Below are 17,968 nucleotides of genomic sequence, written 5' to 3' on the forward strand. Positions count from 1 at the left end.
TTCGAGGGATCGTGGGGATCGGCGCCCGCCGCCGGCACACGTGGCCTTTGGCGGGCGACCGACGATCACCCGCCGCGGGTGCGGGTCATGTCCGACAGCCCCACGCGCGCGAGGTGGTCGCGCAGGTGCTTGCGGCTGACGTCGAGCTGGCGGGCGGCCTGGCTGACGTTGCCATCGACTTGCCCGAGGGTGTGCCGCAACAACCAACCATCCACGGCATCGTGGAGCTGGCGGTAGGTCCCGCGCGGCAGCAGCGGAGCGAGATCGGGCGGAGGAGGAGCGTTCTTGGGAGCGGGCTTGCGCATGAGGGCCTTCTCCGCCGCGGTCGGGTTCATGCGACCTTCACGAAGACGAGCCCACAACACGCGTACGCGCTTGCGACTCACTCGAAGCCGCCGTGCGGCCTGACTGACGTTTCCGCCGACCTCCTCGAGCACGTGCCCGAGGTACCAGCGATCGACTGCATTGTGGATTTGCTTGTACGTAGCTCGATCGAGCATGTCCGCGAGCACGGGTGGATCGGCGGCGGGAGGGGGCGGGGCCCCTCCCAGCGCCGCCCGTCTTGGCGGAGCAGGCGCCGCCTTGGCGGCGCGGGCCTTGGTTGGCATGCGAGAGGGCGCGGGCGCAGGGGTGGGCGTACTCCGTCCTGGAGAACGACTCACGATCGCTTCGACCAGCTCCTCCACTCCCATGCCGATCAGGCGAGCGAAGTCATCGACCTTCATTCGCCCCACGAGAATGGACATCGCCGTGGTTTCCGACATCGTGGAACCCACGGTAGACGATCTGACAGCGCGATTACAGCGTGCTTCGTAGCGGGTTCGACCGAGGGTGGTGGTCGGTCATCGACGACCATGAAATCATGGACTTTTGGAACCTTGTAAGTCGATTCCTGTAGGGGGAATCATGAAGGATTGGCTCGGCACTGTCCGCGGGTTGATCGATCGGAACGTCATTCACATCGATCCCGATGACGACGTTCCGTCGTGGCCGGCCCGAGGGTGCTGCAACGATCGCAGGGTTGCCCGGGCCAGTCGTCGCAGATCGTGCCGTGCCTGGTTCGTTGGCGCTGGACCAAAGCGCACCACTTCATATCGTTGGACGAAGCGCTGCAGTTCATCGGCGCCCATGATGCCAGCTCCGCGCACGCGCTCGGCGATTCGTTGGGGCGACTGATGGGGCTCGCACGGCACCCCCAGCTGCTGCACGCGTGCGAGTACGGCGAGCATCCATCGGGTCTCGGGCCGGACTCGAGCTCGTCGTCGTGCGGCGGCCCGACGCCAGAGCCAGAGCCCGAGGCCGAGCCCGAGCGCGGCGAGCCACCATCCCCGGCTCATGCCGTCCAGGGGTCGATCGCCGCGGCGAAGGCCCAGGCGCTCGAGCGCGGCGAGCTGCTTGCCGAGATCGTAGTCGATCACGTGCTCGAGGTAGCTGTTGCGCAGGGCATCGATCAGCTCGGTCGCGGCTGGCCACCATGGGGCGTCGTCACCGGCGTAGCGGCCCGAGGGTGGGGTGGGATCGAAGGTCACCCAGCCCAGCGGACCGAAGTGGACTTCGACCCAGGAATGGGCATCGGCCTGACGAACGGCATAGAACTCCCCGACCGCGTTGTGATGCGCGCCGTAGTAGCCATTGACGATCCGTGCGGGGACCCCGACCTCGCGCAGCAGCACCACCATGGCGGTCGCAAAGTACTCGCAGTGGCCGGCCCTGGTGTCGAGCAGGAATCCCACGATCGGGTCGGCACCATCCCGCACTCGATCCGAGACGCGCTGCTCGAGCGTGTACTCGTAGCCTCGCAGGTGGCCCATGATCGCGTCCACGACGTGCAGGCGCGTGGTGGCGTCGGCGGCCAGGCGCTGGGCGAGCCGCCCCACCTCGGGGTCGAGTGACGCACTGCGCTGGAGGTAGGCACCCAGCGCGCTCGGCACGACGGGGTGACCCGCGGCGGCCAGCTCGTCGCGCGTGGGCTCGTCCGGGCGCCACACCACGCGGTACTGCACGGGGCCCGGGGGGCGGATGAGCCGGACCTCGTGGTTGCGTGCTCCCACCGGGATCGGGAGCGCCTCGAACGAGCCACGAGAGAGCACGCGAACGGCGACCGGATCGCTGGGAACCAGCAGCACTTCGGCCCCGATGTCCTCGAGCACGATGGTGGCCTGGGCGATCCGAGTCGACGCGGCAAAGCCGGGGATGGGGCGGGCCGAGAGCTCGCGGGTCGGCGATCGCACCAGGCGTGGACGTCCTTGGTCGGTCACCGAGCGGTAGCCTTGGGCAATCTGGAGCGGCCCGGGAGTGCCTTCGCGGCCGTGCTGCCAGCGGCCGCCTTCGTAGTGATCGAAGCTGCTGCCTCGGAGGTGCCACGTGGTCCGATCGCTTCCCGGTGGCTCGTCGGGGCGGATGCGCATCACCACGGTGGCGTCGGACTTGATGGTGCCGAAGCCACCGAGCTCGAGATCCTCGGAGAACCCGCTGCGGACCTCGCTGGCGAGTCGCCCGCGGAGCAGGACCCCCACGCCGAAGCGGGGGAACAGCAGGAAGGTGAGCAGGGCCCCGAGCCCGGCCACCACCGCGACGCCGCCCGCGGATCGCCACAGCGAGCGCCGGCGCGCATGGCCCTCGCGGTCGATGACCGGCATCACGCGGGCGCCCAGGCGCTCGCCCTCGGCCATGAGGTTGTTGGCGCAGAGCCCCATGATCGCGGTCACCAGGTAGGCGCCGAGCAGCACCGGATAGCTGAGCTCGGTGTTGATCACCGCGCCCACCACCATCAGCAGCGAGCCCAGCAGCAGCAGCTGGGCGTGCTCGCGCGCGCGCTGGCGGTTGAACATGCGCTGGGCCACCAGCAACAGCAGGAAGTCGACGCCGGCGTCGATGAGCTCGGCGCGCAGGACCACGCGGGCGAACGTGGCCAGCAGGGCCGCGAGCACCAACGCCGTCCACGCTCGCTGGGCCGACACCGAGGGGATCGCGGGCAGCGGACGCCACCACGCCACCGCGACCAGCCCGCTCACGGCGAGGAGGCTGGGAGTTCCCACGCCGCCGGCCAGCGCCACCGCGGCCACGGCGAGCGCGGCCTGGGCCAGCGACAGACGATCGCGCAGGCGCCGTAGCGGGGTCATGGGCAGCGGCTCGCTCATCCCACCTCCGCGAGGAAGTCGAGCACACGGCGGTGCTGCGCGGGGCCGGAGCCGGCGGGCACGACCACGCGATCGCCATACTCGAGCTCGAGCCGGACCCCGTCGTCGCGCAGGCGCAGGCCGGCCTCGGCGGCCGCGTGCTCGACTTCCGCTTCGAAGGCGGGATCACCCGCGGTGCCCGGGCGCAGGGTCAGGCGCACGCGGGCCCCCGTGCCCGCCTCGTGCTCGCGCACCACCGGCTGGCCCAGGCGTGCGGTGGCCGGCCAGTGCAGCCGCCGCAGCTCGTCGCCGTCTCGGTAGGCACGCAGGCCGAGGAATTCACCGTCGCGCGCGCGGCGTCCGGTGCCGTGAGGGGGGCCGTCGTGGGGCGTGGTTCGATCGCCGATGCGGGCGAGCACGCGTCGTGGGTACACGAGCACCTCGGCATCCACCGGCAGCTCGCGACGCTTGACGAACAGGCCGAAGGGGAAGCGCGTGGCCACCACCGCGCGGGGCAGGTCGTGGCGGCCCCGAGTGGGCATGACCACGCGAGCGGTGAGCCGCAGGGTCTCTCGGGGACCGATGCGTACGGCGAACACGGGCTCGCAGTGCCCCGGATCCTCGTAGTCGTCGTCGTCCTCGACGCTCACCGCGAGCACGTCGCGACGGGCGTCGGAGTTGGTCAGCTCCACGTCGATCAAGCCGGGCTCGCTGGCGTGGAGTGGTCCTCGCAGCACTCGGCGCACCTTCACGCGGCGCAGGGTGGCCTCGCTGAGCACGCCGCTGCCGAGGATCAGCGTCATCTGGGCCCCGAAGATCGCGTGCAGCAGGTTGGCACCCGAGTTGATGGCGGCGAAGCCCACGGCGATGGTCAGGAGGATGAACAGCCAGCCGGAGCGGGTGATCTCGAGTCGCCGGCCGCGTGCGCTCAGCCAGCGTCGTAGCCACCTTCGGTGACGTCGCCTCGGCCGTGGCGGGCCGGAGCGGCCGCGAGTCGCGTGCGCCGGGTTGCTCACCGTGGCACGGGGATGCGCGCGACGATGTCGCGCACGTGCTCGGCCGCCACTGCGTCGGCGAGCTCACCGGAGCGGAGCACCACGCGGTGGGCCAGGGTGGGCACGGCCAGGGTCTGGAGGTCGTCGACGCTCACCTGCTCGCGGCCCTCGAGCCACGCCCGTGCGCGGGCGGTGGCGACCCATGCCAGGGCTCCGCGGGTGCTGACTCCCTGGTCGAGCTCGGCGTGCTCTCGCGTGGCCTGGACCACCCGCTGGGCGTAGGCGGCGAGGTCGGGGTGGAGGTAGAGCCCGGCGGCGGCAGCCTGGGCTCGCTGCACATGGGCGAGCGTGGTGACCGGCTCGCTCGTGGTGCGGCCGGTGGCCGCACCCGACTGCAGCAGCTCGGCCTCGATGGCCGCGCTGGCGTAGCCCAGCGTGACCCGCAGCGCGAAGCGATCGCGCTGGGACTCGGGCAGCGGATAGGTGCCATGGTGCTCGCTGGGATTCTGCGTGGCGATCACCATGAATGGCTGGGGGAGCGGACGCGGCTGGCCCTCCACGGACACCTGAGCCTCGCCCATCGCCTCCAAGAGTGCGCTCTGGGTGCGCGGCGGAGCGCGGTTGACCTCGTCGGCCAGCACGAAGTGGCCGAACACCGGGCCGGGGCGAAACTCGAAGTGCTCGGCTTGCGGTCGCCACACGCTGACGCCGATGATGTCGGCGGGCAGCAGATCGGCGGTGAACTGGATGCGCGACAGCTCGGCGCCGACCGCTGCGGCCATGGCCCGCGCCAGCGTGCTCTTGCCCACGCCCGGGAGATCCTCGAGCAGCACGTGACCGCCGGCACACAGGGCGATGAGCACCAGCTCGATGACCTCGTCCTTGCCGCGGATCACCTCGGCCACTGCGGTCTTCACCGCACGCATCGCTTCGGGGGACGAACGCGCGGGGGCGCCAGGGCTGGTCACGGCCGCCAGTCTAACAAGCAAGGAGACCTTCCTGCTTCATGTCCGCTCTGCGGCCGGATCGTCGCTCGCGACCGGACGCTTGCGGGCCAGCATCACGCCGTCGCGGACCGAGAGGAGCACGTGCTCGACGCGGTCGTCGGCGGCCACGTGGGCGTTGAAGCGCACGATCGCGTGGTCGCTTGGCTGCTGGGGATCGAGCACGCGACCGCTCCACAGCGTGTTGTCGGCCACGATCAACCCCCCGGGCGGTACCATCGGCAGTGCGGCCTCGTAGTAGTCGACGTAGCTCTCCTTGTCGGCGTCGAGGAACACCAGGTCGAAGCGCTCGCTCGCGGCCGCGAGCGCGCGGATGGTGTCGATGGCGGGACCCAGCCGCAGCTCGATCTTGTGGCCGTGAGGGCTGCGCTCGAAGTACCGCCGGGCGACCCCGGTGGCCACGGGGTCGATGTCGCAGGTGACCAGCCGCCCGTCGTCGGGAAGGCCCGAGGCCAGCGACAGGGCCGAGTAACCGCTATAGGTGCCGACCTCGAGCACCCGCTTGGCCCCCATGAGCCCGACCAGCAGCTTCAGCAGGGCGCCCTCCACCGGGCCGACCTGCATCTGCGGCATGGCGAGGGTGCCGAGGGTCTCGGCGCGTAGCTCTTGCAGGAGCGGGGGAGCGGGCGCGCTGTGCGACTCGATGTAGCGCTCCAGCGCCTCGGGGAGGATGTCCATGGGGCCGAGGGTAGCGCGCCGCCGCGCCCCGCCAGGGATCTCGTGGTCTGTGAGCCTACGCCCGGCGTCGGGTGGTCGTCTTCGGTCGTCTTTGGCGGTGGGGCGTGGTAGCACCCGCTCGCACTCGCGGCCGCCATGAGGATCATCGAGACCTGCCCCGCCCTCTCTGCTTCCCTCGCAGCCCCCGGCCCCGAGCCGTTGTCGGCGGCCTGCGTGTCCGATCCGCTGCACGCGATCGCGGGCAGCTGGCTGGGTCCGGTGGTGCAGCCGCCGGCTGGCCCGGGCGGCCCGGCGCCGCGACCGTCCACGGTCGTGCGCTGCGACGAGCTCGGCTGGCGCTGAGGGCTGGGCTGACCGCTCAGCGGTCGATGGCCGCCGCCACGCCGCGAAGCAGCCGCGTCATGCCCTCGTCGAGCACTTCGGGCGGGGTCAGCAGCGACATCGCGACCCTCGGTGGTGCACCGAGATCGAACAAGAACCCCGGCTGCACGAGGACGCCGGCGTCCAGCAGGCGCAGCGCCCAGCCCAGATCGTCGAGCCCGTCCACGCTCGGGAGCCGCAGCAGCGCCGTCCAGCCGGCGTCGGCCGGCAGCAGGTCCACCGGTTGGTCGCGCACGAGCGTGGCGATGCGGGCGATGTTGGCACGGAGCCGCGCGTGGATCCGCGGCTGGAGCTCCTCGGCTGCCTCGAGCAGGCGGGGCAGTGCGAGCTGGACCGGCGTGCTCACGCTCAGGAATGCATCGGCGGCCAGCTCGGCCCGCGCGCGCAGCTCGTCCACCTCGGCCGAGGGACCGTGCAGCACCGCCCACGAGAGCTTGAGCTGGGGCAGCGCCGCGACCTTCGACAGCCCGCTGAGCACCACGCACGGCACGTCGTGGTGGGCTGCGAAGCATCGCGTGCTCACGTCGCCGCGCAGCGGGTAGTCGGCGAAGACCTCGTCGATCAGCAGCGGCAGGTCGTGGGCCACGGCGCGTGCTCGCAGCGCGGCCTGCTCGTCCGCGGTGGGTACGTGCCCCGTGGGGTTGCTCGGCGCCACCACCACGATCGCCCGCGCCCGTGGCTCGGCCGACAGCGCCGCATCGAGGCCCGTGCGATCGAGGTACCACGCACCATCGAAGGCCAGCGGGTATGGCACTCGTCGCACGCCGACCACGTCGCCGAGCATGTCCAGCAGCGGGTAGCCCGGACGCGGCACGAGCACGGCGTCCCCCGGATCGGCCACGATGGCCAGCAGCTGGGCGTAGGCCTCGCTGGTGCTGGCGTAGAGCAGCACCCGCTCCGGGTCGACCGCGATCCCGCGCCGCGCATAGTACCCCGCCACCGCGGCCCTCGCCTCGGCCGACCCGCGCGCCCGCGGGTGGTAGCGAGCCGCCGCCTCGGTCCCGAGCGCACGATAGAGCGCGGCGTCGTGCACGAGCCCCACCGCGGTGGGATTGGTGAGGGTCAGATCCACGAGGTCGTTGCCGTCCTCGGCACGGGCCCTTGCGTGGGCCTTGGCGTGGGCCTTGGCCCGGGCCACCGCCTCGGCCCACGGGCTCGGCTCCGATGGCCACCCGCTGCGTGCCGACAGTCTCATCGGTCCGCGGAACCCTGGGTCGGGCCCTCGATCGCTCGCATGCGCAGGTACGTGGCCTTGCTCTGTGGCGCTGGAATCATCGTGGTGATCACCATGCCCTTGTTGCCGAGGTCCTCGAGCACCAGGCTCCCGCCGGAGAGCTCGAGGATCGCGGCCGCCATCGGCAGGCCCAGGCCCAGGCCGCGGTGGCCCGGAATGCGATAGAAGCCCCGTCGGGCGCGTGCGAGCTGCTCGGTCGTGGCCGGACGCACGGGGGTTCGCACCTGCACGACGATCCGCGGTCCGTCGGAGGCCCGGGTCTCGTACACGTGGATGTGCAGCGTGCCCTCGTGCATCAGCTCGCCGGCGAACAGCAGGATGTTGCCGAGCGCCTGCACCATGCGGAACGGATCGACGAACGCGGGGCGCAGGCCAGGAGCGACCTCGGTCTCGTACTCGAGCCGTCCGCGCTGACGCTCGCGGGCGAGCTTGATCGCGCGGCTGATGAGGTTGGCCGGCGGCGTGGGCTCGGGGCTGAGGTCGAGCCGGTGGGCCTCGAGCTTGGCGGTGTCGAGGATGTCGTCGATCTGCAGCAGCAGCTCGCGACCGTTGTCGTGGATGCTCTGCACCATCTCGCGCTGCTCGGGCAGCAGCTCGCCATCGATGCCGCGCAGCAGCAGCTCCGAGAACCCCAGGATCGAGTTGAGCGGCGAGCGCAGGTCGTGGCTCATGTTGGCCAGGAACTGGCTCTTGATGCGGTCGCCCTCCTTGGCGCGCTCGATCGCCACGTACTTGGCGATGGTGGCCTGCCGGATCCGCTCGATCAGACGATCCACGGCGCCCACCAGCTGGTGGACCTCGCCCGTGGCCAGGGTGCCTGGCCAGAGCGCCTCGGGGGGTTCCTCGCGGACCACGGCCCCCACCTGGGCCGCGGCACGCAGCACGTCGCGCCGTAGGTCCATGGCCAGCCGCACGAACGCGGTCACGCAGCCCATCAGCGCGAGCAGGCCCACCAGCAGCAGCAGCTCCACGAGCGCGGGCGGGGGCGCGTGGACCGGGCTGGCCACCGCCAGCCACAGGTACCCGGCGGCCAGCGGCGCTGCGATTGCTCCCCCGGCGGCGGCAGTGGCCATCAGCACCAGGGGCCCACGCAGGTCGCTTCGACGGGTGCCCGTGCCCGGGTCGACCCGAGGCGCGCTGAGGATCTCGGGCCGCACCATCGCACGACCCCACCCGTGGACCATGGCGGCCATCGGTCCGAGGATCGCGATCCACAAGAGCGCCATTGCGATCACCACGTGGCGTGGCCAGCCCGTGTGGGCGCCCAGCACCACGGCGTCGACGCCGTAGGCGAGCGCACCCCAGCTGGCCACGCGCAGCGCAATCGATCGCGGGGCCCTCAGCAGGCCCTGGAACGCCGCCTCGACCTCGGCCGGCGAGGTCGTGGAGGTGGCCCGTTCCGATCGGTCGCGGTGCCAGAGCACGGGTGCGAGCAGCAAGGCAGCGGGTCCGGCCACCAGCCATGGCCATGGATCGGACCCGCGTGCGCTCGGGTTGCGTCGAGCCCAGCGCGGACGAGGGAGGGTGCTCACCCCGTGCCCGAGCGTGAGCACCAGCGCCAGCCCCTGCGGCAGCAAGAGCTGGCCCCACGGAAGCGACGCGAGATCGTGAAGGGGCAGGCCCACCCACAGGGCCCACGACGCCGCGTGCAGCAGGCCGAGCCCCCACAGCGTGGCCACCATGCCCAGCAGGCGCAGCTCGACCGACAGGCGCAGCACGGGACCCACGGGGCTCCCGGACGGAGCGCTGCGAATCACCTCGGGGAGGGTGGTGGGGGGCGGCTCGGTCGGTCGCTGGCTCGCGCGCGTCTCGTCGACGAACGGGGGGGCAGTCCAGACCGACGAGGTGGAGGCGGCGCGCTCCGGCCCCGGCTCCGGCTCCGGCTCCAGCTCCGAATCCGGGGCCGTGATCGGAGGTGGCTGGGTCGGGCGCTGGCTCGCGGGCTCGTCGCCCGCATGCTCGGGCGGAGCCCAGGAGTCGTGCTCGGATCCGTGGCCGCTCATCGCAAGAGGTCCGCTGCCCGCAGCTCGCCGGGCCGGAAGGTGCGCCGCACCACGGCGCGGGCGGCCTCCTCGGTCACGTCGATCGAGGCGGGCCGTCCGGGTGGATCGAGCGGCAGGGTGAGGGTGAAGGTGGAGCCCACGCCGACCGCCGACTCGGCCGCGAGGCGCCCGCCGTGGTGCTCGGCGATGCTGCGCGCGATGGCCAGGCCCAGGCCCGTGCCCTTCTTGCGGCGGTTTCGCGTGCCCGCCTGGCGGTACTCCTCGAAGATCACGTCGAGCTCGGCGGCCTCGATGCCCACCCCGGTGTCGATGCAGCTCAAGATCACCGCGTCGACCTTGGGATCGAACGCGAGCCGCACCACGATCTCGCCCTCCTCGGTGAACTTGATCGCGTTGCTCACCAGGTTGTTCAGGATCTGGCCGATCCGCCGCCGGTCGCAGATCGCCGGGGGCAGGCCCGGGGCGACCTCGGCGCGCAGGGTCACCGGCTCGTCGCGGAGCTGCGGTCGGTGGAAGTCCACGGTCTGCCGCACCAGCGCGCCCAGGTCGGTCCGCGAGAACGAGAGCCGCAGCTCGCCCGACTCGATCATGGAGATGTCGAGGATGTCGTTGATGAGCTCGAGCAGCTGCTTGCCGCCGCCCCGGATCAGGCGCACGTCCTCGGCCTGAGCCTCGGTCAGCGGCGCCGGATGTCCCTCGAGCAGCAGCTGGGTGAACCCACCGATCACGTTGAGCGGCGTACGCAGCTCGTGGCTGACCGCGCTGAGGAAGTCCGACTTGGTGCGCTCGGCGGACTGGGCTTGCTCGAGCACCGACTCGTAGCGGTTGAGGTCCTCCTCGAGCCGCCGTCGCAGCGCCTCGAGGTTGGCGAGCAGCTCGCCGACCTCGTCGCTACGCGTGACCACGATCGGGGTGACCGCGCCCGGGCTGGGCTCGGCCGCGGGCGGAGGCTCGTCCAGACGCCGGGCCACCGTCGAGAGATCCTGGCCCGGCACCTGCCCCAGGCTCACCCCGGCCATCGCGGTCAGCAGGGGAAAGGCGAGCAACCACCCGGTGGGAAGCATCATGGCCAGGTCGAGGCTCGGCGCTCGGCCCAGGTGATGGACGAGCGAGGCCAGCACGACCAACGCGCAGGCCCACGCGGCTTCGGTGAGGATCGTGCGGATCTCCCGGGAGAGCAGGGGCGGCGGGGCGCCCGTACGAGGCGCACGGCCGCCGGGGTCGCGGATCGCCAGCGCTTGCAGCACCTGCGCCATCGGGATCGCGACCAGGTGGGCCGCCGACCACACCGCGGCGGTCGTGGGGACCAACGCCACCATCGTGCGCACGCCGCCTTCGCCGAGCAGCTCGGGCGGGAGCACCAGCAGCGCCAGCAGCACCGCACTCACCGGGGCCGCCACTCGCAGGGCATTGGGCACGGCGACGGCCACGCTGCCCGGGTCGCTGTCTCGGCTCCGCAGGACCAGGGTGCCGAGCTGGGCCAGCAGGGTGGCGAGCACGGCCAGGCTGATCACCTCGCGCCCGTGTGCGATCTCGGTCTCGCTGGCGAGCAGCAGGCCCAGCGTCGCGTGCCCGATCACGAGGTGCACGAGTCCGGCGACGCCCACCACGGCGAGCACGCGTACGAAGAAGTCCGATCGCGGCTCGGACGTGGCGGTGGACATCGGCGTCGAGCGTAGCAACGAAGAAAGGCCGCCGGCACCCGAGGGTACCGACGGCCCGGTCATCGGCGACGATGGCCGCTCAGCCGCCCTTGTGGGCGCGCACCAGCTCGACCAGCTGCGGCACTGCGTCTTCCCACTTGGCCACCAAGCCGTAGTCGGCGACCTGGAAGATCGGTGCCTCGGGATCCTTGTTGATCGCCACGATGGTCTTGCTGCCCTTCATGCCGGCCAGGTGCTGGATGGCGCCCGAGATCGCGACCGCAAAGTAGAGGTTGGGTGCCACGACCTTGCCGGTCTGGCCCACCTGCAGGTCGGCTGGCACCATGCCGGCATCGGTCGCGGCCCGGCTGGCTCCCAGCGCGCCCCCGAGGAGATCGGTGAGCTCCTCGAGCACCTTGAAGTTGGCACCCTCGCGCATGCCTCGGCCGCCCGAGACCACCACGTCGGCCTCGGTCAGCGCCGGGCGGGCGCTCTGGGTCTTCTCCACGCCCACCACGGTGGCGCCGCGGCGGCTCACCGAGCCCGCGGAGAGCGCGCTCACCGTGGTCGCAGGGCTGCCGGGCTCGGCCGGGGCGAAGTCGCTGGCGCGCGCGGTGAAGCCGAACGGCGCGTGGCTCACCTTCAGGGTGGCGATGGCACGGCCGGCCGAGATCTCCCGCGTGAAGGCATCGGCCCCGGTGACGCCGGTGATCTCGGTGACGATGGGCGCGTCGAGGACGGCTGCCGCACGGGGGACCACCTCGCGCAGCGTGGAGCTGGCCGTGCCGCCAAAGGCGGTGACGCCCAGCTCGCGGACTGCGGCCACCACGGCGTCGGTCCAGGCCTCGGCCGTGAACGGCTCGAGCTCGGCGCCTGCGATCGCGTGCACGGCCGAGGCTCCGTAGCCCCCGCTGGCCAGGGCTTGCGCCGCGGCATCGGGGGACGCGCCCAGCACCAGCAGGTGGAGCTGGCCGCCGGTCGCGGCCGCCAGCTGCTGACCGGCGGTGATGCCCGGAAGCGCCGCGGCCTTGGGTCCGCTGCCGTCGGATTCGACGATGACGAGTACGTTGCTCATAGGACCTTGGCCTCCGTGATCAGCTTGTTGACCAGCGTCTGCGCGCTGTCGACGATCTGGCCGGCGGCGCGCTTTTCCGGGGCGGTGACGCCGGCCACCGCGACGTGGCTGGACGGGGTGACGCCGAGCGCCGCGGGCGTGTGCACGTCGACCTTCTTGCGCTTGGCCATGGTGATGCCGCGCAGCGAGGCGAGGCGGGCCCCATCGGAGTACTTGTGGTCGTCGGCGGTGGCGCCGTTCTTGACGCTATGGGGCAGGACGATCCGGAGGTCGACCGAGACCACGGCGGGCAGCGGGATCGTCTTGGTCTCCACCCCGTCGTCGACCTCGCGGCCCACGGTGAGCGCGTTGGCGCCTCGGTCCCAGCGAAGAGTGGCGGCGAACGAGGCCTGCGGCAGGTCGAGCAGGCCGGCCGCGCGCTGGGCCACCTCGTTGCCCTCGCTGTCCTGCGACAGCTTGCCGCTCACCAGCAGGTCGCAGCCCTCGCGGCGAAACACCTCGGCCACGAGCTTGGCCACCGTCTGGCTGTCCATCGCGGTCTCGTCGGCATCGACGATCACACCACGATCGGCGCCCATGGCCAGGAACTGCGTCACATGCTGACGCTTGTCCTTGGGGCAGACGCTGCACACGATCACCTCGGCGAGGCGATCCTTGTTGCCGATGTGCTCGGCCATGCGCAGCGCCGTCTCCACCGCGTACTCGTCGAACGCGTTGGCGACCCACTTGGACGAAGACGTATCGATCGCGTTGCCCGCGAACTTCAAGCTCTCGTCGGGATCGGGGATCCTCTTTACGGTGACCAGGATCTTCACCGGCCTCCTCCTTGCGTAGCTCTTTCTTGCTCACCTGGGTCCAACCCCAGTGTGCAAGTGATGGTTGGAAAATGGTGGCGTTCGGGCGGCTTATCGCGTGCCCTGGGCGGCCGTGTCAAACCGGACGAGCCATCGGAGGACCACGCATGGCCACTTCCCGGCGGCATGGCCCCTCGGCATGGCCCCTCGGCATGGCCTCGTACCCGCGTGAGTCGGCGGTGCTGGCGCAGTTCTCGGCTGCTCATCGGCGCGGCCGGCTTGCGACGGCCCTGGGCCCTGCGCTAGCCTGCCGGCCCCTTGCGACGCGTCCCTCAGCTCGTCTTCGGTGCCGTGGCCCTCTTGCTGGCAGCCTGCAGCCCGGCCTGCAATCCACCCGAGGCCAGTGCGCCGGGGACCGAGGATCCAAGCGGTCCCGGCAAGAAGCCGCAGGCGGTGACCGACCACGAGAAGAAGCGGGCCGAGCTTCCCAAGGACGACGTGCTGGACCAGGCGCCCGGCGTCGACACCAGCAAGCTCTCGGATGCCCAGCGCGGGGTGTTCTTCCAGATCATCAACACCGAGCCCAGCGCCTGCGACAAGCCGCACAGCCTCGCGCGCTCGCTGCAAGACGATCCGAGCTGCCGCGACTCCCTGGTGGTCTCGCAGCTGGTGGCCGATGCCCTGGCCTCGGGCGCCTCGCCCAGCGACATCAAGCACGACCTGCCGCTGGTGGTCGAGGCGCTGCAGCCCCGCGACATCCCCGTCGAGGGGCGGCCGATCTACGGGGCCGAGCGGGCTCCGGTCACGGTGGTGGTGTTCGCCGACTTCGAGTGCCCGCACTGTCGCGCCGAGGCGCCGGTGCTGCGCAAGGCCGTCGATCAGTTCCGGGGCCGCGCCCGCCTGATCTACAAGCACTTCCCGCTGATGGGCCACGACCGCGCCAAGGCGGCCGCCATCGCCACCGAGGCGGCGCACGAGCAGGGCAAGTTCTGGGAGATGCACGACCTCGTGTTCGAGAACCAAACCGACCTCTCCGACGAGAAGCTCTACGCGTTCGCGCAGGAGATCGGGCTCGACATGGAGAAGTTCAAGGCCGCGTATGCGTCCGGCAAGTACAAGTCGGTGGTCGAGAAGGACAAGGCCGACGGCGAGAAGCTGGAGATCAGCGGGACGCCGGCCGTGTTCATCAACGGGCGCGAGATGATCCCGGGGCTGTTCGGTGGCAGCGTGACCGGGTGGATCGACGACGCGCTCAAGCGCTAGGGCGCGACGCCAGCCCCCACGGCCCCGCTGCCTAGCTCGATGATCACCCCTCGGCCATGGATCGAGGCGTTTGCGCCGGCCACCGTCTCCAACCTGGGACCGGGCTTCGATTGCCTGGGCTTGGCCGTGTGCAGGGCGGGCGATCGCGTGCGGGCGCGCCGACGCGACGAGCCCGGAGTGGTGCTGAGCCTGGTCGAGGGCGATGGGGGCAAGCTGCCGCGCGAGGTCGAGCGCAACACGGCCGCGGTGGCGGCCGCGTGGCTCCTGCGGCGGCACGCGCCGGATCGCGGCGTGGAGCTGCAGCTGCACAAGGGGCTGCCGCTGGGCAGCGGCCTGGGCAGTAGTGGTGCGAGCGCCTGTGCGGCCGCCGTGGCCGTGAACGCGGCGCTCGAGCTCTCGCTGCCCGAGACCACCCTGGTCGAGGCCGCGCGCCACGCCGAAGGGGTTGCCTGCGGGACCCCGCACCCCGACAACGTCGCACCGTGCATCGTTGGGGGGATCGTGCTGATCCCGGCGCTCGATCCCCTGCGGCTGGTCTCGCTGCCCGTGCCCGAGTCGCTGTGGCTGGCCCTCTACACGCCCGGCGTCTCGGTGGCCACCGCCGATGCACGCGCCGTGCTGCCGCGGCAGGTGACCCTGCCCGACACGGTGACCCAGGCGGCGCGCCTGGGTTTGCTGGTGCATGCGCTGCACCTGGGTGACCTCGCGTTGCTCGGCGAGGCGGTGGTCGACGACATCGTCGAGCCGGCGCGGGCCGGGCTCATCCCCGGGTACCTCGAGGCCAAGGCCGCGTGCGTGGAGGCGGGGGCGCTGGCGTGCAGCATCAGCGGGGCCGGGCCCACCACCTTTGCGCTGGCGGCCGACGAGGGGCGGGCCAGGGCGCTGCTCGAGATCCTCGACGAGGCCTACACGGGCGTCGGCGTCGCGGGGCAGGGAATGGTCGACCGCGTGGGACCGGGCGCCCGGGTGACCTCGCCCGCACTCCACTAGCCTTGCCCCCCCGCAGCCGTCGGTAAGCAAGCAGGCAACGAGGTGCCCCCCGAGGGGGGCATTGTTGGAGTGTCAGCGGGCGTTGGGGGTAGGGCGCCCCGCAGCCGTTGGTAGGCAAGCGGGCAACGAGGTGCCCCCCGAGGGGGCATTGTTGGAGTGTCAGCGGGCGTTGGGGTAGGGCGCCCCGCAGCCGTTGGTAGGCAAGCAGGCAACGCTTCGAAATGCAACGAGGGCTCCGCGGTGGTTGCGGAGCCCTCGTCGTTGCAGGAGCAGAGCGGAGCAGGGGAGCGGTTAGTCGATGGTGACCACGGCGTACGACGACAGGTACACCGCCGACGCCGTGACCTCGGCGTCGATCATGTCGACGCGATGGTCGGCCAGCGGCTGCCAGTGCTCCTCGCGCTCGGTGAGCACGGTGAGATCCTCGGGGGTCAGACCCTCGAGCGCCGCAGGGTCGACGTCGTAGATGATGGTGCCGGGGAACAGCAGCGGCAGGCCGACCGGACCGATCTCGTAGCAGGTGTCGATCGCGTCGGGCGTCTCGCAGTCGACCTCCTCGATCGTGATGTCCACCTCCTGCTCGAGCGCCCCCTCGGGGATCTCGAGGGTGAACCGCCCGTCCTCCGACACGACCACGCCGCCGCGGGGCCCGATGACGGTGCCCTCCTCCTCGGAGCAGCCGGTGGTCATCAGGATGGTGGCGGCCAGCGCGATCTTCACGATGTGGGTCATGGTGCTCTCGCTCCCTGCACTGTGTCAGACACCTCCTCCCACGTGGTTTCCGGATGTAGGTTCACAAAAAGAAGCAGCGCGTTTTCGCGCTGAGCAAGGCGCCCAGCCCATGCAGATTGCCCAATGATCTCGATAGGATGTTGATGTAGAACGGGAATCGGAGCGGCGATCGCCGAGCCCCGGTGCGGGCGAAGTGTAAAACGCGCATTGAATCGAACCGGCGACTCGACCGTCGGCGCGCGGATTTCCTCGCCGGGGAGATCTCTTCATCTGCGCGAAAACGCGCGCAGACGAGCGTGAGAACGCGGGAATGCCGCACGAATTCTCGATGCGTCATCACCCCGGCCCGAGCGCTTCAGCCCGTGCCGCCCGACTCGCCGTCCGAGCCCGTGCCGGTGGGTCCGGTGCTGCCATCACCGGACTCGCCACCGCCCTCGTTGCCGATCTCGCGGTCGTAGTGCTTGCACGCAAACGGCTCGTAGTCCACGCAGCCAAAGTACTCGCGCCGGCACGGCGAGCAGTAGGGCGTGGCGCGATTGAGCTCGAGGCAGAACTCGTTGCCCGGGAGGTCCTGGTTGGCGCAGTGCTCCTCGTTGAGGACCTTGCACGTGGTGCCGGCCAGGGCGAGCGCCACGGCGGCCGCGGCCAACGAGACTGCGCGCCCGTGGATCACCATCGCAGACCCCCGGGGACGAGGCGCAGCCGGGCCGTGTCCTCGCCGGGCTTGGGTCTTCCGTGCACCGCATGGCCGGCCACGATCATCAGCACGCCGGTCACCGCGGTTGCGGTGCCCACGGCCAGCAGGACGACGCCCGGGGGTCGCAGCGAGTAGTTGTAGATCGGCTCGTCGGCAACGGGGAATTGCGGGGCCTGCGTGAAGCCGATTCCGGTTCCCAGCATCGCCGCGCCGACGCTGGCCGCCACGATGCCGCCGACGTTGAGCTGCCAGCAGCGGCCCCGCTGCGGCAAGCACCGCGACGACCGAGCCTTCGTCGCGGGCTCGGGCGTGGGCTCGACCTCGGGGCGTTGCTCGGGCCCGGTCTTCGGCTCGACCGTGGGTCGTTGGCCGGAGGCGACCTTCGGCTCGGGCTCCGGCACCGCCTTCGGCGTGCGGATCGGTGGAGACTTGCCCGTCGCGGCTCCACCCCCGGGCGCGATGATCTGGGGCCGATTGGCGGCCGGATCGATCGCCCGCGGATCTCCCGACGGAGCGATCGCCATGGCCACCAGACAGCCGAGCAGGACGTGCATGGAGCCCTGCAATTACCTCATGTGACGTCGCCGAACCACCGGCGGCGGCGCGAACCCGCGCTGGCTCGCTGGATGCCCTCTGCTCGGCGAGCGCGGGCGAGCCGTTCCGGCTCGGGGATTGCGTGGTCCGAGGTCGCGGTGGCGGCTTCGTTCGAGATCGCTGCACTTCGTCGTGATCGAGATCCGCGGTCGCGACAATTACCCCTCGAAGACGGTCCGAGGCTCCCGCGGCGTCGTCGCCGGGCTCGGTCCGCCATCGTGACCCCACATCCGCCTCGCGGCGGAGGAACGGACATCGACATCATGACGACCCTTCTCTCCAAGCTCTCCCTGCTTCCCCTGGCCACCGCGCTGCTCGGCCTCACCGTGTCCGGCTGCGATCAGCACGACCCCGGTGCGCCCACCGATCGCGAGGCACGGGTGGTGATGGAGCTCGATGGCGAGCTCGTGGCGGCCTGGGAGGTCGTCGATCCGCAGCAGGTCGAGCGCGACCTCTCCGCCCTGGCCCAGGCCACCCCGACCCCCGATTCCTGCGAGGGCGGCGTGGAGCTCGATCTCGTGCTCGAGCAGGATGGTGCCGCGCAGGCCTCGTTCGAGGGCTGTGCCGAGGCGGAGGGCTCGGCATCGCTCGAGCCCGCGAGCGATCTGACCGCGACGCCCGACGTGCAGGGGAACTTCTGGTGCACCAGCTGCGAGAGCACGGGGCAGTGCTTCGCCTGCTGCAAGTGTGACGGCGGCTCCACCAGCTCGTGCTCGCTGCAGTGCTGGTAGGTCACCTCGGACGTCCCTGGCGGTCTACCATGGCG

At 71.3% G+C, this 17,968-nt stretch carries 17 protein-coding genes; 4 read left to right on the top strand and 13 right to left on the bottom strand.

The window, feature by feature from the left end; all coding sequences use genetic code 11:
* Nucleotides 1-65: 65 nt before the first annotated feature.
* The 5 genes from OEB96_RS21645 to OEB96_RS21665 form a co-directional block, all read right to left on the bottom strand.
* On the bottom strand, nucleotides 66-746 hold the full coding sequence (locus OEB96_RS21645) for a helix-turn-helix domain-containing protein (RefSeq protein WP_266218389.1): 681 nt from the start codon (nucleotides 744-746) through the stop codon (nucleotides 66-68).
* 210 nt (nucleotides 747-956) lie between these two features.
* Nucleotides 957-3,140, bottom strand: coding sequence for a transglutaminase TgpA family protein (locus tag OEB96_RS21650; RefSeq protein WP_266218390.1), 2,184 nt, complete (start codon nucleotides 3,138-3,140; stop codon nucleotides 957-959).
* A complete protein-coding gene (locus OEB96_RS21655) occupies nucleotides 3,137-4,135 on the bottom strand; it encodes a DUF58 domain-containing protein (RefSeq protein WP_266218391.1) in 999 nt (332 codons plus the stop codon). The genes OEB96_RS21650 and OEB96_RS21655 overlap by 4 nt, the downstream gene beginning before the upstream one ends.
* Nucleotides 4,132-5,082: an AAA family ATPase gene (locus OEB96_RS21660; protein WP_266218393.1), complete on the bottom strand. Its 951-nt coding sequence runs from the start codon at nucleotides 5,080-5,082 to the stop codon at nucleotides 4,132-4,134. Before OEB96_RS21660 ends, OEB96_RS21655 begins: the two co-directional genes overlap by 4 nt.
* Nucleotides 5,083-5,118: 36 nt before the next feature.
* Nucleotides 5,119-5,796, bottom strand: coding sequence for an O-methyltransferase (locus OEB96_RS21665; RefSeq protein ID WP_266218395.1), 678 nt, complete (start codon nucleotides 5,794-5,796; stop codon nucleotides 5,119-5,121).
* Between the two features lie 135 nt (nucleotides 5,797-5,931).
* Between OEB96_RS21665 and OEB96_RS21670 the strand changes: the two genes are divergently transcribed.
* Nucleotides 5,932-6,138 (top strand): hypothetical protein, encoded by a 207-nt coding sequence (locus tag OEB96_RS21670; protein WP_266218396.1) that lies wholly within the window; start codon nucleotides 5,932-5,934, stop codon nucleotides 6,136-6,138.
* Nucleotides 6,139-6,154: 16 nt separating this feature from the next.
* Here the strand turns inward: OEB96_RS21670 and OEB96_RS21675 are convergent, their stop codons facing one another.
* The 5 genes from OEB96_RS21675 to OEB96_RS21695 all read right to left on the bottom strand — a co-directional run bounded on the left by OEB96_RS21675 (nucleotide 6,155) and on the right by OEB96_RS21695 (nucleotide 12,947).
* A complete protein-coding gene (locus tag OEB96_RS21675) occupies nucleotides 6,155-7,372 on the bottom strand; it encodes a pyridoxal phosphate-dependent aminotransferase (protein ID WP_266218398.1) in 1,218 nt (405 codons plus the stop codon).
* Nucleotides 7,369-9,414: a sensor histidine kinase gene (locus tag OEB96_RS21680; protein WP_266218399.1), complete on the bottom strand. Its 2,046-nt coding sequence runs from the start codon at nucleotides 9,412-9,414 to the stop codon at nucleotides 7,369-7,371. The genes OEB96_RS21675 and OEB96_RS21680 overlap by 4 nt, the downstream gene beginning before the upstream one ends.
* The gene (locus OEB96_RS21685) at nucleotides 9,411-11,078 is read right to left on the bottom strand and encodes a sensor histidine kinase (protein WP_266218401.1); all 1,668 of its coding nucleotides are present in this window, start codon (nucleotides 11,076-11,078) and stop codon (nucleotides 9,411-9,413) included. Before OEB96_RS21685 ends, OEB96_RS21680 begins: the two co-directional genes overlap by 4 nt.
* 79 nt (nucleotides 11,079-11,157) lie before the next feature.
* Nucleotides 11,158-12,132, bottom strand: coding sequence for an electron transfer flavoprotein subunit alpha/FixB family protein (locus OEB96_RS21690; RefSeq protein ID WP_266218402.1), 975 nt, complete (start codon nucleotides 12,130-12,132; stop codon nucleotides 11,158-11,160).
* The gene (locus tag OEB96_RS21695) at nucleotides 12,129-12,947 is read right to left on the bottom strand and encodes an electron transfer flavoprotein subunit beta/FixA family protein (protein ID WP_266218404.1); all 819 of its coding nucleotides are present in this window, start codon (nucleotides 12,945-12,947) and stop codon (nucleotides 12,129-12,131) included. The genes OEB96_RS21690 and OEB96_RS21695 overlap by 4 nt, the downstream gene beginning before the upstream one ends.
* A 297-nt stretch (nucleotides 12,948-13,244) precedes the next feature.
* Here OEB96_RS21695 and OEB96_RS21700 point away from each other — a divergent pair, with 297 nt between their 5' ends.
* Together OEB96_RS21700 and OEB96_RS21705 are read left to right on the top strand one after the other, a co-directional pair.
* Nucleotides 13,245-14,189: a DsbA family protein gene (locus tag OEB96_RS21700; RefSeq protein WP_266218405.1), complete on the top strand. Its 945-nt coding sequence runs from the start codon at nucleotides 13,245-13,247 to the stop codon at nucleotides 14,187-14,189.
* Between the two features lie 39 nt (nucleotides 14,190-14,228).
* Nucleotides 14,229-15,179, top strand: coding sequence for a homoserine kinase (locus tag OEB96_RS21705; RefSeq protein WP_266218407.1), 951 nt, complete (start codon nucleotides 14,229-14,231; stop codon nucleotides 15,177-15,179).
* A 291-nt stretch (nucleotides 15,180-15,470) separates the two neighbouring features.
* Here the strand turns inward: OEB96_RS21705 and OEB96_RS21710 are convergent, their stop codons facing one another.
* The 3 genes from OEB96_RS21710 to OEB96_RS21720 all read right to left on the bottom strand — a co-directional run bounded on the left by OEB96_RS21710 (nucleotide 15,471) and on the right by OEB96_RS21720 (nucleotide 17,162).
* Complete coding sequence (locus OEB96_RS21710; protein ID WP_266218408.1) at nucleotides 15,471-15,911, bottom strand: hypothetical protein; 441 nt, start codon at nucleotides 15,909-15,911, stop codon at nucleotides 15,471-15,473.
* A 355-nt stretch (nucleotides 15,912-16,266) separates the two neighbouring features.
* On the bottom strand, nucleotides 16,267-16,587 hold the full coding sequence (locus OEB96_RS21715) for a hypothetical protein (RefSeq protein WP_266218409.1): 321 nt from the start codon (nucleotides 16,585-16,587) through the stop codon (nucleotides 16,267-16,269).
* Nucleotides 16,581-17,162 (bottom strand): hypothetical protein, encoded by a 582-nt coding sequence (locus OEB96_RS21720; protein ID WP_266218410.1) that lies wholly within the window; start codon nucleotides 17,160-17,162, stop codon nucleotides 16,581-16,583. The genes OEB96_RS21715 and OEB96_RS21720 overlap by 7 nt, the downstream gene beginning before the upstream one ends.
* A 303-nt stretch (nucleotides 17,163-17,465) precedes the next feature.
* Here OEB96_RS21720 and OEB96_RS21725 point away from each other — a divergent pair, with 303 nt between their 5' ends.
* A complete protein-coding gene (locus OEB96_RS21725) occupies nucleotides 17,466-17,933 on the top strand; it encodes a hypothetical protein (RefSeq protein WP_266218411.1) in 468 nt (155 codons plus the stop codon).
* The last annotated feature ends 35 nt before the right edge of the window (nucleotides 17,934-17,968 follow it).

The sequence above is a fragment of the Paraliomyxa miuraensis genome (assembly GCF_026337845.1).
GTDB classification, from domain to species: Bacteria; Myxococcota_A; Polyangia; order Nannocystales; family Nannocystaceae; genus Paraliomyxa; species Paraliomyxa miuraensis.

Excerpts from the sequence above, each read along its gene's own strand:
- OEB96_RS21645 (WP_266218389.1), bottom strand. The coding sequence starts at position 746 with ATGTCCATTCTCGTGGGGCGAATGAAGGTCGATGACTTCGCTCGCCTG.
- OEB96_RS21650 (WP_266218390.1), bottom strand. The coding sequence starts at position 3,140 with ATGAGCGAGCCGCTGCCCATGACCCCGCTACGGCGCCTGCGCGATCGT.
- OEB96_RS21665 (WP_266218395.1), bottom strand. The coding sequence starts at position 5,796 with ATGGACATCCTCCCCGAGGCGCTGGAGCGCTACATCGAGTCGCACAGC.
- OEB96_RS21670 (WP_266218396.1), top strand. The coding sequence starts at position 5,932 with ATGAGGATCATCGAGACCTGCCCCGCCCTCTCTGCTTCCCTCGCAGCC.
- OEB96_RS21675 (WP_266218398.1), bottom strand. The coding sequence starts at position 7,372 with ATGAGACTGTCGGCACGCAGCGGGTGGCCATCGGAGCCGAGCCCGTGG.
- OEB96_RS21680 (WP_266218399.1), bottom strand. The coding sequence starts at position 9,414 with ATGAGCGGCCACGGATCCGAGCACGACTCCTGGGCTCCGCCCGAGCAT.
- OEB96_RS21685 (WP_266218401.1), bottom strand. The coding sequence starts at position 11,078 with ATGTCCACCGCCACGTCCGAGCCGCGATCGGACTTCTTCGTACGCGTG.
- OEB96_RS21690 (WP_266218402.1), bottom strand. The coding sequence starts at position 12,132 with ATGAGCAACGTACTCGTCATCGTCGAATCCGACGGCAGCGGACCCAAG.
- OEB96_RS21705 (WP_266218407.1), top strand. The coding sequence starts at position 14,229 with ATGATCACCCCTCGGCCATGGATCGAGGCGTTTGCGCCGGCCACCGTC.
- OEB96_RS21710 (WP_266218408.1), bottom strand. The coding sequence starts at position 15,911 with ATGACCCACATCGTGAAGATCGCGCTGGCCGCCACCATCCTGATGACC.
- OEB96_RS21715 (WP_266218409.1), bottom strand. The coding sequence starts at position 16,587 with ATGGTGATCCACGGGCGCGCAGTCTCGTTGGCCGCGGCCGCCGTGGCG.
- OEB96_RS21720 (WP_266218410.1), bottom strand. The coding sequence starts at position 17,162 with ATGCACGTCCTGCTCGGCTGTCTGGTGGCCATGGCGATCGCTCCGTCG.
- OEB96_RS21725 (WP_266218411.1), top strand. The coding sequence starts at position 17,466 with ATGACGACCCTTCTCTCCAAGCTCTCCCTGCTTCCCCTGGCCACCGCG.